This is a genomic window from Streptomyces scabiei 87.22, from assembly GCF_000091305.1.
In the GTDB taxonomy this organism is placed as follows: domain Bacteria; phylum Actinomycetota; class Actinomycetes; order Streptomycetales; family Streptomycetaceae; genus Streptomyces; species Streptomyces scabiei.
The window spans coordinates 311,493-328,199 of record NC_013929.1; the positions used below are offsets into that span (position 1 = coordinate 311,493).

Below are 16,707 nucleotides of genomic sequence, written 5' to 3' on the forward strand. Positions count from 1 at the left end.
AGATACGAGCCCGTTTGGGCGTCCTGTCGCCACGCGCCGGCTTCACCCCGTCGTGGCGTCGGCGGACGCGTGCGGAACATCTGGCGGGCCCCCAGATCGGCCTGCCGGCGGCGACGACCCGGGCACGGCAGCATGCATCAGGACTGCGGGACCGCCCGGCTGCTTCCCTGCTCCGCGGCCGTCGAGGATCAGGGGCAGACCCGCCGATAGGGCCGGTCCGGAAGGTGGGTCCGCCACTGTGCGCGGGTCAGCTCCGTGTTCCCTGCACGGGCGCAGACGAGGGACACCGCTCGGTCTGGATCGATGACGTACCGCTGGAGCGGGACGTGCATGCCGCCCGCGTACAGCGTGGTGCTGTCCGGGCTGAAGGCAAGCGTGTCGATGCTCTCGCCAGGGGTGGGCAGGGGAGGGCCGAGGGGTTGTTGGGTCGCCACGTCCCAGAGTTGGACGGTGCCTCCGTTTCCGCCCACGGCGAGCGTGCGACCGTCCGGACTGAACGCGAGAGCCGTGATCGTCTCGGCCAAGTCGGAGGACTGATCGACGGGCCCCGGAAAGACGTTCCTGAGGATGCCCGCTCGGTGCCGGAGGTCGCCGTCCCAGAGGGCCACCCGCCCTGTCGCGTCGCCGGCCGCCATGGTGGAGCCGTCGGGGGCGAAGGCGATCGCTCCGATGTCGTCGTGCTGGACGAGGTCCTGGGCGTGGGACCGGTCCCCTCGGACCAGGCGGTTGTCGGTCACGAGGAGCCCGCCGTCCGGGCTGACGGCCAGGTGAGCGCCGCCCGGGGCAGACAGGAGCGCCGCCCTCCGCTGCCGCGTGGTGTCCCACTTCTCGTTGACGGTGCCGTCCAAGGTTCCCCGTGCGGTGAGGAGCGTACGGCCGCCCGGACCCAGGGCGATCGCGTGCGTGGGCGCCGCGGCCGTCGTCGTGGCGACGTCCACCGTGCTCTTCGTACGCCCGGCGGTCAGATCCCAGAGGGTCAGACGCTGGGGAGCCGTCGCCACACCGGGGTCGGAGAGCCCGTACGCGAGCGCGCGACTGTCGGGGCTGAAGGCCAGCAGAGGTTGCGTGAGGTTTATGGAGCTGGGCAGCTCTCGGTTGACGGGGGCGGGAAGTGTCGAGGGCGGCAGGGTGCGCAGGAGCCTGCCGTCGCGTGTGTTCCGGAGCTGGAAGACGTAGCGGTCACCGACGCGTTCGGCGGTGGCGAGTGTCCTGCCGTCGGGGCTGAGCCGGATGCCGGTGAGTGGCCTGGCGCGCCAGGCACGGGTGAGGGTGGTGGTGAGGTCGAGGGTGTGGACCGTGCCGCCTTCGAGGTACCGCAGCAGCGGCCGCGAGGGGTCCCAGCCGAGATCGGACAGCGACTCGTTGTTCAGGGAGTGCCGGAGAACGGGTGCGGTGGGCGTGGACAGACGCCACACTCTGACCTCCTGGCCACCGCCGGTCGCCAGGAACGAGCCGTCCGGACTCATGACGGCACGGTAGGCGCCAGGATCCCTGAGGTCGGCGAGCCGACGCCCCGACGCGGTGTCCCAGACTCGCGCCCGGTCCCCGCTGAGGGCGAGGAGTCGGCCGCCGGCCAGCGAGAGGGACGTGCGGTCGCCGCAGACGCCGCGAGCGCTCGTCCAGGCACCGGACCGGGTGGTGCGTGTGACGGTGTCCCAGACCTGCGGGGCCTTGCCGCTCGGGCAGACGGCCAGCAGCCGGTCGTCGTCGGCCGCCACGTCGTCGAGCCGCTCCCCCCGGCCTGCCGAAGGGGTCCGGAAGACCAGACGGCCGTCCGTCAGGGAGCGGAGCTCGGCCCGGGCGTCAGCCGAGGTCGACACCAGGTAATTCCGGCCACCGGCTCCGAAGCGCACGACGTCCGCGGGCGCCACGGAGGCTTCGATCCAGCGCCTCGCGCGGGTGTCCCACAGTCGTCGGACCCCTTCGGCGCTCAGGATGGCGAGCACTCGGCCGCCGGGCGTTGCGCCCAGCAGCGTTCCCCGAGGTGCCGGTCCCGAGGCGATACGCCGGTGCGTATCGATATTCCAGGTCCGCCAGGTTCCCCCTTCGACGCTGAGCAGCGAGCGCCCGGAGGCGTCCAGGAACCGCTCGGGGGTGGAGCCGGGCGCCGGATCGGTGAAGGTGCCCAGTTCGCGCTGGGCCAGTGCGCCGAGGAGGGCGCGGCGGGACTCCGGCAGCGGGGACGTGCGCCATGCGGCGACACCGAGCAGCATCGCGGTGCGCGGGTCGGTGGTACGCAGCGCCTCGGCGACCGCGGCCACCCGGCGGGCCGCCGTGTCGGTGGTCTGCTTCTCGCTGTCCTGGCGCAGCCGTACGGCGGTCAGGCCGACGACGAGGGCCACCGCCAGCAGGGCGCAGAGCGAGACCGTGAGCGTGCGGCTGCGGCGGCGGGCCCGGGTGGCGGCCCGTTCCTCCGCCGCCCGCTGCTGCGCCGCGGCGACCAGGAAGGCCGTCTCCTCGGACGTCAGACCGTCGTGGCCACCGTCGTCGTCCGCGAACAGTTCCTCGGCCCGCGCCAGGCGGGTGCCCCGGTAGAGCGTGCCCGGGTCGCGGTCGTGCTCCAGCCAGGTACGGGCGGCGTCGGTCAGCTGTCGGTGGTGGCGCAGCCGCTCCCGGTCCGCGTCGATCCACTCGCGCAGCCGCGGCCAGCCGGTGATGAGGGCCTCGTGGGCGAGCTGCACTCCGTCGTCGTCGGTGGTCAGCAGCCGGGCCCGGGCCAGCCTCCCGGCGACGGCCCGCACGTCGGGGTCCTCCCACCCGGCGACTTCCTCCCAGCTGAGCGGGCGGCGGGTGTCGGCGTTGCCCTGGCCGGGCTCGACCATCCGCAGGAGCAGATGCCGGGCGGCGTGCGCCTGCGTCGGCGAGAGTTCGCCATACGCTTCCTCGGCGCTGGCGGCGATCGCGCCGCGCACCCCGCCGGACGCTTCGTACGCGGCCAGGGTCAGCATCCGTCCCTTGCGCCGCCGCCAGGTCTCCAGCAGGGCGTGGGAGAGCATCGGCAGTCCGCCCGGCTCGTCGAGCACGTCCTCGACGAGCCGCGCGGTCAGCGTCCGCTCCACGATGAGCCCGGCCGCCTGCGCCGGACCGATCACCGCCTCACGCAGCCCGTCCGCGGTCATGGGCCCGACCAGGAGCCCGCTGCCGTGCAGCGCCTCCGCCAGCCGCGGGTGCTCGGCGCACCGAGCGTAGAAGTCGGACCGTACGGCGATGAGCACGCGCAGCCGGCTGCCCGGGTCGCGCGCGGCGAGCAGGAGGTCGAGGAAGCGGTCCCGTTCGGCGCGCTCGCGGCAGAGGGTGAAGACCTCCTCGAACTGATCGACCACCACCCAGCACTCGGGGTCGTCGGCCTCCGGTGTCAGCAGATGGCCGTAGGTGGTGGCGGGCCGGTCTCCCGGAGTGAGGATCCGGAGCACCGCCGTACGCCCCTGTTGCGCGATCTTCTCCTGCAGCTGCGGAAGCAGACCGGCCCGCAACAGGGAGGATTTGCCGCTGCCGGAGGCCCCGAACACGACGGCGAACGGGGACCCGCACGCCAGCGCGCTCAGCTCGTCGATCAGCCGGTCCCGGCCGAAGAACAGCTCACGGTCGTCCGCCTCGAAGCGTGCCAGGCCGCGATAGGGCGGGGTGGCGTCGGTGTCCTCGTGCCGCTCCTCCCCGGCCAGCGCCTCGGCCTCCGCCCACCGCGCCTCCCAGGCGTCGGCGTCCGCGCCGCATGCCCGGACATACGCCTGGAGCACGGCCAGCGACGGCAGTCGCTCGCCGCTCGCGGCCTTCGCCAGCGTCGTCACCGAAAACCCGGCCTTCTCCGCCATGGTCCGGTACGACACGCCACCCGCCGAACGGCGCAGCTCCCGGAGATCATGCGCGAGCCGCTGCACCGGACCGGCCGCCGGGTCGACCGGGAGTTCGGGACGCCCCATCGGTGAAGCCTCTTTCGCGCACGCAGGAACCGCGAGCTGATCAGCAGCCCAAGGTACTTTTCGCCTCCCTCGGGCGAAAACCCTTTCCGACTGTGATGTTCACCGTGGCTCAGGGAGGCGGTGCCGCGTCCCTGGCGGCTCGCCGGTGCCGAAGCCGTCGTGGAGGCCAGCTGCCGGGAGCCCCGCCGACCGTGTCGCCGCCTTCTCACCAGGGCCGGGCAACTCGTGACGACCGGCCGTCGGCGAACCCTCCGCCTGGCCCGGCACCGGCCCTGGATCAGCCACCTCGCCACAGCTCGCGAACGGCTCGCACTCCTGCCGAACCTCCGCTGCCCAGGTGCAGAACTTCCGCACCGGGCTGTTGCGTTCGCGGTTACCTCCTGGGGAGGATGGCGTAGATCATCCTGGATGACAGTAGGTGTGGGCTGTGGCGACCGTAGGGGCGGCCGAGTTACTGCTGGGCGGCATAGTCATGCTGGGTGCGTCGGTGCAGTGGCTCACCGGCATGGGTTTTGCACTCATCGCGGTGCCCGCGCTTGTTCTGATACTCGGGACGGCCCAGGGCGTTGCGCTCGCCAATTTCGCGGCCGGCACCATCAGTCTCGTGGGGCTCACCACCAGATGGCGGCTGGTGCGGATCGACGCCATGGTTCCCTTGATCATCGCGGCAGGATGCACGGTGCCTGCGGGTTCCTGGGCGGCGGCACGGCTGCCCGAACCCGTACTGCTGGTCGCCATCGGCATGCTCGTGACCCTGGCTGTCGCTTTCGTCATGGGAGGCGTGCGCATACCGGCTCTTACGGGTACCAGAGGGGCTTTGACTGCGGGAGCTGTGGGCGGTTTCATGAATTCCGCCGCCGGTGTCGGCGGGCCGCCGTATTCGCTGTATGCGGTCAATGCGGGCTGGTCGGTTCGTGAGTTCGTGCCGAACGCGCAATTCTACGGCGTCATGGTGAACCTCTTCTCGGTGACCGCCAATGGTGTGCCTCGCCTGAGCGGGCCTGCCTGGTCGGTCGCCGTCGCCGCCACGGTGGCGGGCGCCCTGCTCGGCAAGCAACTCGCATCGAGAATCCCCGAGGAGTGGGTGCGCCGCCTCATCTTCGCCCTGGCCCTGACGGGCGGCCTGTCCGTTCTGGTCAAGGGCATGCACGGGATGCTGTAAGGCCGCTCCTCCACGCTCCGGCGGGTGATGTTGAGCAGCAGTCCACCTGCGCGGACTGCCTCCGGTTCGGCGTGACTGCGTCTTGCGGTTTCGCGCGGCTTCCGCCACGCCCCCACTCATCCCCGGTGACGGCGGCGACCTCGGGGAGCAACACCCCTTTCAAGTCACCCCCTTCAAGCGCGTCATCCGTACTGAGCGGGGCCCTGCCGAGTAGACGCAACGCGTACGAAGCGTGCACACATTGCCAACGCGGCAGCACGCCACTCGGGCATTCTTGACCGAGCGTCGGCCCGAGAGCCTGGTCGCGTTGTCAGCCCCACTTCGACATCGACGGGTGGGATGTTGCGAGAGAAAGAAACCGACATGCTTCTCTGGCGGAAAAATTCAGCCGCTCTGCTGGCTTCTGTGGCTCTTGTTCGACCGGGAAATCATGTCCTACCGAAACAATCTTCCGGTCAAGGCCACAGTTTGGCACACGAGCAACGTGACCACCGGCCCTGGGGACGCCGTTCCCAGGAATGTTCGGGCAGGACATGCGCCGGCGCGAACGATCTACGTCCCGGCATGCCCGGACAGTGCCTGCGACCGGTGCTGCTGGGGTGAGAGTCCGTAGGCGCTGCGGAAAGCTCGGGCGAAGTCGGAAGGGCGGGGGAAGCACCAGTAAGAGGCAACAGCGTGAATCGGCCGGTTACGCAAAGAAGGGTTGGCCAGGTCACAGTGGGCGCCTTCCAGCCGCCGGTTGCGGATCCAGGTGGCGACGGGTTCTCTGGGCGACTGCTGAAAAATCCGGTGCAGATAGCTCACAGAGATGTGGTGCGCGGTAGCGATCGCCGACGGTGTCAGTTCCGGGTCGCGCAGGTTCTTCCAGATGAATGCCTGGACACACTCGGCCGTGACTCGTCGACGTGTCTCAGGCTGCAGTGTGGCCTCTGCCGACACCAGGGAGGCGAACCATGCGGACACAAGGTCGAGCAGGGTCACCCCAAGAGTGGGCGCATCACACGGCTGGAGGGTTTCGGCCTGCCGGTCAATGTTGACAAGGAACTCCGTCAGCAATGCGCCGACGCCGTCCTGGCCTGGCAGTCTTCTGCCCAGCAATGGTCGGATCCGGTCTGGCGGCATGGGCAGTGACGCCTTGGGGAAATCAATCCCGATCCCCTTGACCGCACGGCGCTGCCGATCGTCCGTCGCCCGGAGATCATACGGTTGAGAACTGTCGACGACATGCAGGTCCCACGAGCCGAACACCTCACGCCGGGCGGCATGCTCCAGAGCCAATTCACCATCGAGCAGCAGCGAGAGGTGATACCGCTCGGGGTCGGACTGACGGATCATCTTCGAGCTCCGCCGGTAGTTCGCCGGTAAGGCGGACATCGACATCACCGCCACCGGACCCATCTCCATCAGATGGGCCGTCGCCCAGAAATCGGAGGCGTGGATGCTGGTCGCGTCGCTCGGGCGCGTCGGGTCGATCCGTTCACGCCAGACGTCGAACCGATCTTCGACAGACACATCCTCGCTCCGGAACACCGTCCCCATCACTTGAAGCCCACCCCCGACTGGTCCCTGACGCCCGATCCCATCCCGATCCTTGCACGCAGAGATCGCTTCCGTTCGGATACTTCCGGCAGCGATTCCATCGATGCCTACGATGTCGCTTTTGCAGCTGAATGCACTGCCGGGGGTGACGCAGCAACAGGCGCGGTTCACGAGTGTCACGTCAACGGCTCTGACTGCCGATACACCCGCCCGCGGCAGCCATCAGGCCACCACAGCCGAGAACCCGAAAGCCGGGACCGGAACAGCAAAGGCAGGAGCATCATGAAGTGGAAGCGGACCTGTGGGGCGGCAGCCCTAGCGCTCGCTCTGTTCGGCGGAGGCTCGCTGCCGTTCGCGTCAGCGGCTTCGGCAGCCTCGTCGACCTTTGAGTACGAGGTGACGCGCGACGCCGCACCGTACCGGGACATACCGGGGACCGACGTGGTCTTCACCGCCGCGGCAGGAGAGAAGTCCTATCTGTGGTCGCGGAACCTGTCGGTGACGAACGTGACCGACCTGGGCAGCGGAGACAACGTCGGAACCACCGCGGCGGTACGGTGCCGCCGCTCCGACGGCACCACGCTCCCCGCCGGCTCAGAGGCCGGAGCCTACTGGGCCGCGAACATGGTGCCCCCCGGAGAGAACTCGGCCGCTCCCGCCCTGCGCTGGGTGTTCACCGCACCCAGCGCGGGAACGTACAACTGCCGCCTGTCGGTCACCAGTTACTCGACCATCATCCAGAACGGCCGCACCGTGACCATGCGGATCCCCGCCGGTGCCGAACTGGCCCGGGCCACGTTCACGTCGACAGAGCGCTGGACACTACCGGCCGCCGGCACCACAGTGATCGCGCGGGGGACGACACAGACCACCCTCGGATACACCTACACGCCCGGCCCCGGGGACGACATCACAGTGGTGCAGGACGCGGCGTTGACGACCTGCGCCCCCGGCTCCACGATCTGCGGCGGCGGGTCGACCGCCCACAGCGGAACGCAGGCAGAGACATGGATCGAAGCCCAGCCGCAGAACCCGGACGGAAGCAGGTGCGGGGGCCCGATCACCGGCCCCGTGGCGAAGTGGAACATCTCCACCGCCAAGCATCACCAGACAGCCGCGAACACCCTCCACCTCGACAGGACCCGGCTCGGCGGCTGCACCCAGATACGCGTGTCCCTCAAGGTGAGGAACGTGGACGGCAACCCGGTCAACCTCCACGCGGGACACGCCTCCGGACAGATCGCCGCAACTCATGGACTCGCCTTCACGCACTGAGCGCAGCTGGTTTGCCGGACATTGGCGGCCGCATCAGCCGGAGCCATCACCTGGATGCGGTGATCAGCGCAGATATGTGTCGCAGAGGGTTCCCGCTCCCGAGGGGGCGGCGGCTTGGTGCGCGAGGCTGCACACGGTGCGCATGTCGTAGGTGGGCTCGGGCGGTGCGGTGCGCGGCCGGACGGTCCGGTGGCGGTTCGAGGAGGGCGGTGCGGGCCTGGCCGGCGCGGTACGAACTGCCGTGCGCGGCCGCGCCGATGGCCGAGGAGCGGCAGGTCGCTGCGGGCGGGTGTCGCTGAGGGAGGACCGCCGTTGTGCGGCGGGCCGGGGGACGTCGGGGCGCTTCGTCCTCACGGTCTTGACGAGGGTCGGGGCGGGGGCGATGAGAGCACTGCGGGCGGAGGGCTCATGGGGAGACGGCAGCGGCGAGGCTGTACGCGCAACGGCCGCGTGCAGATGGGGGGCAGGGGGCGAAGTGCCGGCGGGGAGGGCGACGCAGCCCCCGGCGAGCAGGAGAGCGGCCAGAGAGGCGGCGAGGACGAACGGCTGACGCATGCCTCCAGGTTGGCCGTGTGGAGCGGCGAACGGGGGATGCCCCGCTGGTGATCACCGGCACGAGTGACGTCGGCGGGCGTGCCCCGTGCGTCCGCGCCGGGACCCGTGACCGTCCCGAGGTCTCCCTCGCCCGGCGCCCACACCGGCGCCGCTGCGCGGAGCCGGCCGTCGGACGCGCCCTCCCGTCAGGCGACGAGTGGGCGGGCCACCTCCAGCTCGCCGTGGTCGATCAGCCACCGCACCGATTCCAGAACTGCGGCTTCCGGTTCGTAGCGTGGCGCGTAGCCGATGAGGGTCCTGGCCTTCTCGATGGTGAGGCAGTGGCCGCGGTGGAGGTGGTCCCAGCTCCTGTCTGCGTGCTCCTGACTCGTGCCCCGGCGGAACTCCTCCCACGTCACCGGTTCCAGTGACGCGGTCTGTCCGAACCAGCCGGCCGCGATGCGGGCGTACCCGCGGACGTTCAGTGCGGTGGGGGCGACGACGTTGAAGTCCTCCCCGGCCGCCGCCTCCCGGTGCTCGACGGCTCGCTCGAAGGACTGGGCGACGTCGTCGGCGTGCACATGGTGCATCGGCTCGACTCCGATGCCGGGAATCCGCAGCGGCCGACCGGCGGAAAGGGCGTACCAGACGCTGGGGTCGTTGTTCCCCAGGGGATTGACCGGGTCCCAGCCGGGACCGACGATGTGCCCGGGGTGCAGGGACGTCGTCACCAGGCCGCCGGACGCGGTCTCCGCCTTCAGCATCCGGGCGATCAGGTCCTTCTGGATGCCGTACTCCCCCACCGGAGGTGTGCCGGTGGTCTCGGAGATCGGCAGCTTGTCGCTGGGGCCGTAGCGCCACAGCGTGCCGCAGTGCAGGAGGTGACCGACCTCTCCGCGCAGCCGCTCCACCAGCGCGGTGGCCGACTCCAGGGTGAAGCAGACCAGGTCGACGACGGCATCCGGGTTCAGCGCCGCCACCCGGTCACCGAAGACGCCCTCGCGGTCCTCGTGTTCCCGGTCCGCCACGACCTGCCGTACCTGACGCCACTCGGGCGCGTCGGCGTAGGCGGTACGTGTGCCACGGCTGATGTTGATCACTTCGTGGCCGGCCCGCACCAGCCGGGGCACGAGGAAGGTGCCGATGTGCCCGCTTCCGCCGATGATGACGATGCGCATGCCTGTCCGTTCCTTACGAGCTGCGAGTGCCATGCCGTGCGCGGCACCGCGATGACCGGGACCTGCCCCTGTGCCGTGTCGCGGCTCAGGGCGCGATGCGATGCTACGGCGGTGCCCCTACGCGCACCATCACCTACCGGCCGGGGCTTTCCTCGATGAGGACGTGGACGCCCTCGGTTCAGAAGAGGAACACAGTCGGTGCGCGCACGCCGCTCACCGGCCGTCACACCAGCACCGCACCGACGACGACCGCCGCCACGCCCAGCAGGAGCGCCACGGCACCGCAGGTGATGTCGAGTGAGCGGGACCGGTGTTCCGCCGCGAGGTCGGGGGTGAACACAGCGGGGTCGTCGGGCGTGTAGTGGATGGTGACGCGGCGGCCGTGGGAGTTCGCCGGGTCGGGCAGCCCTTCGGTGCAGTAGGCGGTGACGGTGGTGCCCTCCTGGGTGGTGAAGGTGATGACCGGCGTGTGGCTGGTGCTGGTGTGGCCGTCCTCGTCGGTGCTGGTGTCCGTGAGTACCGCGACGACCCGGCCCGGGACAGGGGGCCGGGAGGTCAACGCGGCGATACGGCGGTTCACCGCGCGTTCGTTCTGCGGCAGGTACCAGACTCCGGACACGGTCCAGGGCGCACCGAAGCCGATCAGGGCCCACGGCCAGGCCCAGTCGATCGCGGCGAAGACCACCAGGCCCGCGTAGACCAGGAAGACCGCGAAGTTCGGCCACCCGAGCCCGCGTCGGCCTGCCCAGAGGTCCCCGACGAACTGGAAGGCGTGGGGTCTCCCGGGCGGATAACGGACACCGATCTCCCGGCCCGGCCAGGCCGCCGTGATCCTCTCCCCGTGGTCACCGTCGTTCGTCACGGTGAACTCCTCCCCGGTGGAAGGGTCCTGGAAGGAGACGACCACGGGTATCCCGTCGCGCTGCGAGCTTCCGTGGCGGGGCTCCCGCACCCGCTCCATCCGTCCCATGACCCTCACCGCCCGCTGGGCCCGGGTCATTCCGGCCAGCGACCGGGCGTACCCGACCAGCGCGACCGTGCCGAACACCCCGCACCACAGCACCAGATATCCCTGCAGACCCATGTGCCTTCTCCTCATCCCTCCCTCACCGCCGCCCGTGACGGACGGGCGAGCCACGAGACGCGGCCGGTGCCGCTTCCGTCAGCGCGCCGGGGTGCGCCGCACCACCTTGCCCTGCCCGTCCGCCTCCAGCGAGGCCGTCCCTTCGGCGCCCGTCACACCGACCCTGATGGTGAGGGAGCCCGTGAGGCGCTCGACGGTGAGCTGCCAGGTCTGCGGAGAGCCGGCACCCAGCCCGGTCCTCGCCTCCTCGACCAAGGAGGGGAAGCGGTCGTAGGGCAGGGAGTCGAGGTCGAAGGTCGGGGTCCGCGCGCCGGTGGGCGCGTACACGACCGACAGCAGCCGATCCTGTACGACGACGGTGAGCACCGCGCGCGTATCCGTGCCCTTGGCGAGCGAGTCGACGGCGCGGCGCAGTTCCCCCTTGTCGAGGAACGACTGGTGCGGGCCGAGCGTGACCGTGCCGGACGCCGAAGACACCACCGTGGTCGACGAAGAGGAGACAGAAGCAGAGGAGGACGAAGACACCGACGGCCCTACGGCGGAGGGCGGTTGCGTGGCGGCGCTCTGGTCGAACAGGTCGGCACGGAACAGCAGGACCACACCGGCCGCGGCGACAAGCAGGGCGAGCAGCCTCACGAAGCCCACGGCACCGTTCTCGGGAGTCTCGCTCACCAGGGCCGGGCCGGGCGCGGAGTCGACGCGGGCCCCGGCCGCCCGCTCCTCCCACTCCGGCGTCGGCCGCTTCACGATCCTCACCCTCGACGGCCGGTCCGGCGGGTACTGGACCACCACGACGCCGCCCGGCCGGTAGTCGGCCAGGTCGACGAGGTTGATGTGCTGCGTGAACGCGACGCGGTACGCCGGTACGTCGTCCGGCGCGACCGTCAGATCGAAGCGCACCGCCACGTCGCTCGTCGCCTCGCCCCCGACCGCCTCCAGGCTCTCGACCGACGCGAGCGCGGTGCGGGGCGCGACCGCCGCCTCCCGGGCACGCCTCGGTGCGCCGACGAGGAAGAAGAGCAGACCGTAGACCGCGGGCAGGACCAGCCCTGCGACGAAGAGCGGCACGTTCTCGATGATGGCGCCCACCACGAGAGCGGCCGGCGACGCCCCGATCACACCGCCCGTGAGGACTCCCAGCGCGACGGCGACGGGGGTGTTGCGCCTGGACGGCCCCACCGTGGTGATCGTCATAGGGGTGATTGTGCCGGGCTCGGGCGATGGCCGGTAGATCTTCAAGGGCCTGGAAGATCAGACGTTTTGCGCCCTCGCCCAGGGGCTCGACAGCCGCCCCCCGCCGGCAGCACATGCGTCCGTGGTCGCGGCAGGGCCTGCTCGTGCGCTCATGCCCGTCTGATGATGTGGATGCGACGCAGGCCCGCTCGTACGGTGGCGCGTGACTGCGTCTTCCTCGTCTTCCTCACCGGGTTTCGCCCGGGTCGGCCGGGCGTGCGCTCCGGCTCGGTTCGATATTCGATCGGCGGCGTCGGTGACCCGCCACGCGGTGATGCACCGAACCAGAGGGCTGTCGGTCACCGGCCTGCTCCGCGGCCCGGCCGGTGACCGGGCGAACTCGGGCGTCGGTGCACCTCGCGTCAGCGACCCAGCGCGTTCTCCAGCTCCTTCTTGGTCATCGAGGAGCGGCCGTCGATGTTGCGCTTCTTGGCCTCTTCGTACAGCTGGTCCTTGGTAGGGCCCTGCGATCCGCTGTGCGAGCGCTGGCCGCCGCGTTCGTAGGACGACTTCCGGTCACGCGTCGAGGCCTTGCTGGAGGTTTTCGACTCTCCTGACCTGGCCCGTTCCTTGTTGACCGTGCGTGCCGCGATCTCCTTGGCGCGCTCGGACGACTCGCCGCGATCCTCGGCGCTCTTCTTGATGTGTTCATACTGGCGTTCGCGCTTGGAACTCGATCCGGCAGGCATGCGATTCTCCTCTCCTGTGTCGGCCGACCACCGCCTCACGGGCGCTGGGGCCGCTGATCCGGCGGTGTCCTCCCGCCCTCGCTACCGCCCTTGGCGCCCTTGCGGTTGCGCGGCTGCTCCGGCTGCCGCGGTCGGGACATCTACGACACCTCGCTCGGGTCGCTCGCGCGACGGCTTCGGTTGGGCGAGTTCCCCGGCCGATCCGTCCGAAGCACACACATGGTGCACGGCTGAAGATCGTCCCTGTCGTGCGGTCCGCGATCGAATGTCAAGGGCGTGGTCCGCGACCTCGCCGGCATGCGGCGCGGGCAGCCGGGGACCCCGCCGACATGGGTATGAACCATGCTGAGGCCCCGGTTCTTGAGGCGCTTGTCCGTTACCGGGACGCGGGCGAGTCCGGATTCACGCCCCCGGGACACAAGGGGCACGCGGCGCGGATCCACTTGCCCGCGCGCTCCTGGTGACGCCGTCTTCTACGGGGATGTCCTGGCCAGCGGGGACCTGGACGGGCGGCCGTACGGGTGGTTGCGGATTCCTGAAATGGCTGACCAGTACCGATGCGCCACTCGTGGTCCCGGCCATCGGGGTCTACTGAACGGTCGCGTTCAGGTCAGCAGTTGGACGGCATAGAGCGTGCCGATGGCGACGGCCAGGGCCCCCAGCAGGAGGCGGAGCGCGGTTTCGGGCAGGTGGGGCTGCAGGTGGGCGCCCAGGTATCCGCCGATCAGGCCGCCTGTCCCGCAGGACAGGCCCAGCAGCCAGTCGGGGGCGACGTCGCCTGTGGCGGTCAGCGAGAGCAGAGCGTAGGTGGCCGCACCGACAACGGAGGTCACGAAGGTCGAGGCCAGTGCCGCGGGTGCGACCGTGGCGACGGGCACTCCGCGGCCGACCAGAATCGGGCCCAGGAGGGAACCGCCTCCGATGCCGTAGATTCCGCCGGCGACCCCGACGGCAAGGGCCAGGGTGGCGGTGGCGCGGTGCGTCGGCTGTCCGATGTCCCGCTGTGCGGCCGGGCGCAGCGTACGCCACCACAGCCACAGCCCCAGGGGCAGCAGCAGGGCGGCGATGAAGAGGCGGAAGACGCGCGGGCCCGGAACGGCGAAGACCCGGATCACCGCCCCGATGACGACACCGGGCACGGTGCCCGCGATCAGCAGCCGGGTCAGTGGCCCGCCCAGGCGCCCGGTCCTGGCATAGCGAAGCAGAGCCCCCGGCCCGGCCACGACGTTGAACAGCAGGTTCGTCGGAGTCACGGCAGGGCTCGGCACCCCCAGGACACTGACCTGTACGGGCAGGAGGAACACGGCGCCGGAGACCCCCACGGGGGCGGTGGCCACCGATATCAGAAGCCCGGCGGCGAATCCGAGCAGCCCGGTGGACCAGGTCACGACAACTCCCCTTTGCGAGATCGACGCCTCAGTATCCACACGGGGGACGTCCGTCCGCCGGCTGCCTCCCGGGTCCTGGCCGCAGGACACCGGCACAGCCGTTTCTCGCCGACATGGCACCCCACGGCAGCTAATGGATCAAGGCGTTCACCATGATGATCAGCAGGCCGAGCAACATATCGAGGCCGCCCGCCCGGCACGAGGACGGCCATCCCTGCCCGGCCCTGCGGGCGGCCCAGGCGCCCACGGCGAACAAGGCCACGGTGTTGAACAGCAGGGCCGCGTCCGCCGCAGTGGCCTCTTCCCACCACCCGGCCACCGCGGCAAGCAGCATCCCCAGCGTGGGCAGCACGGCAGCGACCAGGGGCCACTCCGCGAGCACCGACCGCAGTCTGCTGGTGACGGCTACCCCTTCGACGGACGCGCGCTGGGCGATGACATGCGCGTACCCATGGGCGGCACCGGACGCCACCGCCGTGATCAGCACCCACAGCGCGTCCGAACCGGGATCGGCCTCCTCCCCTGCCGCGTCCAGCGCGGCGACCATGGCACTGGCCAGCACCAGCCCATAGATGCCGCTGAGCAGCCACTGCTCCGACGGCTGTCGCCACAGCATCCTGCTCGGCGCGGCACGCTCGGGGCGGACATGGTCGGGGCGGACATGGTCGGCGTGGTCGGGCATCGCATCCCCTTGGTACGGGAAGATGACTGGTTCTGCCCATGCTCACCCACGTGACACGAGGCAACGTGCCACCACGCGAGCGCGCCTGGCCGTTGTGCCCGAATGGGGCCCGTACGCAGGTACCGGAGGGGCCCGGCCTGCGGGCGGGCGCCGGCGGCCTCGGACCGCACACGCCGTCGGCCCGCGGATCCGGCCAAGTACGTCGGAGAGAACGACCGGTGAGGCGCGCTCCGGACGCGAACCGGTCCAGCCATACGAGCACCAGCCGCATCATGGCTCGGCCCGCCCCGGGGCTCAAGCAAGGGCTTGCGGTCCGCGAGGGCTCGTGTCCAGCCCGGCACACCCCACAGGTCCCGACCTCTTCAGCAGGGGCGAGATCACGCATCTCCCCTGCACAGACGGAGGTTTCTCCCTCTCGCGGCCGTGCCGCACCGCTTCAATGGCGCAGTCTCGGCTCGTCCATGACCGGCTGCGGCTCCGCCGACCGCCGCGACTGACCGTCGGCGAACGCTGCCACGCGTCCCTGAAACGTGCGACCCCTCCGGGCGCCCGCCACTTCCGTCGCTGTAACGGCTCTCCTGTTTGAGCCCGACGCATTTGATCGACTTTCTGATCGCTTCAGGACTCAACCTGCAATCCGGCATCACTTTTCGTGACGCATTACGACACAGTCAGTCGCCTGCAGCTCGCCGAATCGCCGCCGAGGGTCGGCCACCCGGCGCACTCACCGCGGCCGGGAACCTCAGCACACCACGCACGGGTGGTTTACCTGGCACATCCGTCCGGCGATCACATGGCCTCATCTAACTTCGGAGCGTAGTCGAGTGACTGCTTTGAGTGATTGGAGACCGTGGATGCGTTCGACGTCTAGGGGCAGGCTGGCAGCCCTCGTCTCGACGGCTCTGCCGACCCGTCCTGGCGGAGCCGTACGGCCCCCCGCCTCCCGCCTGCGAGCGCGAGCGCTGGCCGTGGGGCTCACGCTGGCCGTGTCCGCGCTCGTGCCCTCGGGCACAGCCGGTGCGGCTGAGCAGTACGAGTGGGCCGCGCTGGGTGACTCGTACACCGCCGGCGTGTTCGTCGGAGACCCGCAGCCCCCGCTCGGCGACGCGTCGCGGGACGGCTGTGACCGCACGAGCGACGCCTACCCGGGAGTTGTCGAGCGGGAGCTCGACGAGTTCCCGCCGGGCAAGTACGTCCACCTCACCAACGTCAGCTGCGGCAATGCCACCATCGCCGACATCGCCGAGAACAAGCAGTCGCCGATCAGCCCGGTCCAGCCGCCTGCCGGAGGCTGGCCCGCGGTGGACACGCAGATCCAGCGAGCGAAGCTGAACGACACGACCGACATCGTCACCATCGGCGTCGGCGGCAACAGCCTGCCCTTCGGCGGCATGCTCTTCAAGTGCCTCGAACTGGGCGCGACACCCGGCAAGTCCTGCCGCGAGTACTACACCAGTCCCCCCGAGGGGGAGGAGAGCATCCAGGACAAGCTCGCCAGGGTTCAGGACGAGTACATCCAGATGCTGGTCAAGGTGCACCAGGCCGCGCCTAACGCCAAGGTGATCACTGTCGGCTATCCGGCAGTGCTCCCGGACGAAGGCACCGCCTGCAACCGCCTCTCCCTCACCGAGCTGGGCGCGATCAAGCACGCCGATGTCGACTGGCTCCGTGACGACGTCCTCAAGCAGCTGAACAGCTCGATCGAGCGGGTCACTTCGTTCTTCGGCGACCGCTACGTCGATGTCTACTCCTCGAGCGTGGGCCATGACGCCTGCCAGCCCGCAGGCACCAAGTGGGTTGAGGGAATCTGCGGCGACGCCGCGGACTACTGGCCCGCCAAGCTGGCCGGCACCCTCCTGACCTGCGCCCCCATCAACAAGCGTGTCACCCTCGTCCACCCCAACGGCGAAGGCCACGCCAACGCCGCCGCCCACGTCGAACGAGCCATCCGCATCGCCCTCCTCGACCACTGACCGACGGGCAGGAACCGAAGCCAGGGTGATCGACGGCAACGCATGCACGA

The 16,707-nt window shown here is 70.2% G+C and carries 11 protein-coding genes and 2 pseudogenes; 5 read left to right on the forward strand and 8 right to left on the reverse strand.

All coding sequences use genetic code 11. The features are described 5' to 3' along the window. Positions 1 to 188: 188 nt before the first annotated feature. Complete coding sequence (locus tag SCAB_RS01315; protein WP_012998239.1) at positions 189 to 3,920, reverse strand: nSTAND1 domain-containing NTPase; 3,732 nt, start codon at positions 3,918 to 3,920, stop codon at positions 189 to 191. A gap of 177 nt (positions 3,921 to 4,097) precedes the next feature. Here SCAB_RS01315 and SCAB_RS46160 point away from each other — a divergent pair. Next, positions 4,098 to 4,244 (forward strand): annotated as a pseudogene (locus tag SCAB_RS46160) (IS1380 family transposase); the annotation flags it as partial. A gap of 103 nt (positions 4,245 to 4,347) precedes the next feature. Beyond that, positions 4,348 to 5,082, forward strand: coding sequence for a sulfite exporter TauE/SafE family protein (locus tag SCAB_RS01320; RefSeq protein WP_012998240.1), 735 nt, complete (start codon positions 4,348 to 4,350; stop codon positions 5,080 to 5,082). Between the two features lie 552 nt (positions 5,083 to 5,634). Here the strand turns inward: SCAB_RS01320 and SCAB_RS01325 are convergent. Then, entirely contained in the window at positions 5,635 to 6,624 is a 990-nt protein-coding gene (locus SCAB_RS01325; protein WP_041668806.1) for an AraC-like ligand-binding domain-containing protein, read from the reverse strand. Between the two features lie 393 nt (positions 6,625 to 7,017). Here SCAB_RS01325 and SCAB_RS01330 point away from each other — a divergent pair, with 393 nt between their 5' ends. Then, entirely contained in the window at positions 7,018 to 7,896 is an 879-nt protein-coding gene (locus tag SCAB_RS01330) for a hypothetical protein (protein ID WP_041668809.1), read from the forward strand. Between the two features lie 740 nt (positions 7,897 to 8,636). On the opposite strand, the gene SCAB_RS01335 is transcribed toward SCAB_RS01330, so the two are convergent. The 4 genes from SCAB_RS01335 to SCAB_RS01350 all read right to left on the reverse strand — a co-directional run bounded on the left by SCAB_RS01335 (position 8,637) and on the right by SCAB_RS01350 (position 12,614). After that, positions 8,637 to 9,608 carry an NAD-dependent epimerase/dehydratase family protein gene (locus tag SCAB_RS01335; protein ID WP_012998243.1) on the reverse strand — a complete coding sequence of 324 codons (972 nt, stop codon included), beginning with the start codon at positions 9,606 to 9,608 and terminating at the stop codon, positions 8,637 to 8,639. Between the two features lie 223 nt (positions 9,609 to 9,831). Then, entirely contained in the window at positions 9,832 to 10,692 is an 861-nt protein-coding gene (locus SCAB_RS01340) for a DUF3592 domain-containing protein (protein WP_012998244.1), read from the reverse strand. Positions 10,693 to 10,770: 78 nt separating this feature from the next. Continuing rightward, positions 10,771 to 11,886 carry a membrane protein gene (locus SCAB_RS01345; protein WP_012998245.1) on the reverse strand — a complete coding sequence of 372 codons (1,116 nt, stop codon included), beginning with the start codon at positions 11,884 to 11,886 and terminating at the stop codon, positions 10,771 to 10,773. A gap of 401 nt (positions 11,887 to 12,287) precedes the next feature. Then, the gene (locus SCAB_RS01350) at positions 12,288 to 12,614 is read right to left on the reverse strand and encodes a hypothetical protein (protein ID WP_012998246.1); all 327 of its coding nucleotides are present in this window, start codon (positions 12,612 to 12,614) and stop codon (positions 12,288 to 12,290) included. Between the two features lie 329 nt (positions 12,615 to 12,943). On the opposite strand from SCAB_RS01350, the pseudogene SCAB_RS48200 reads away from it, so the two are divergent. Next, positions 12,944 to 13,127 (forward strand): annotated as a pseudogene (locus tag SCAB_RS48200) (ornithine decarboxylase); the annotation flags it as partial. A gap of 92 nt (positions 13,128 to 13,219) precedes the next feature. On the opposite strand, the gene SCAB_RS01355 reads toward SCAB_RS48200, so the two are convergent. Further along, positions 13,220 to 14,002: a sulfite exporter TauE/SafE family protein gene (locus SCAB_RS01355; protein WP_012998247.1), complete on the reverse strand. Its 783-nt coding sequence runs from the start codon at positions 14,000 to 14,002 to the stop codon at positions 13,220 to 13,222. A 130-nt stretch (positions 14,003 to 14,132) separates the two neighbouring features. Further along, a complete protein-coding gene (locus tag SCAB_RS01360; RefSeq protein WP_012998248.1) occupies positions 14,133 to 14,684 on the reverse strand; it encodes a hypothetical protein in 552 nt (183 codons plus the stop codon). Between the two features lie 854 nt (positions 14,685 to 15,538). On the opposite strand from SCAB_RS01360, the gene SCAB_RS01365 reads away from it, so the two are divergent. After that, a complete protein-coding gene (locus SCAB_RS01365; RefSeq protein WP_231884880.1) occupies positions 15,539 to 16,657 on the forward strand; it encodes an SGNH/GDSL hydrolase family protein in 1,119 nt (372 codons plus the stop codon). The last annotated feature ends 50 nt before the right edge of the window (positions 16,658 to 16,707 follow it).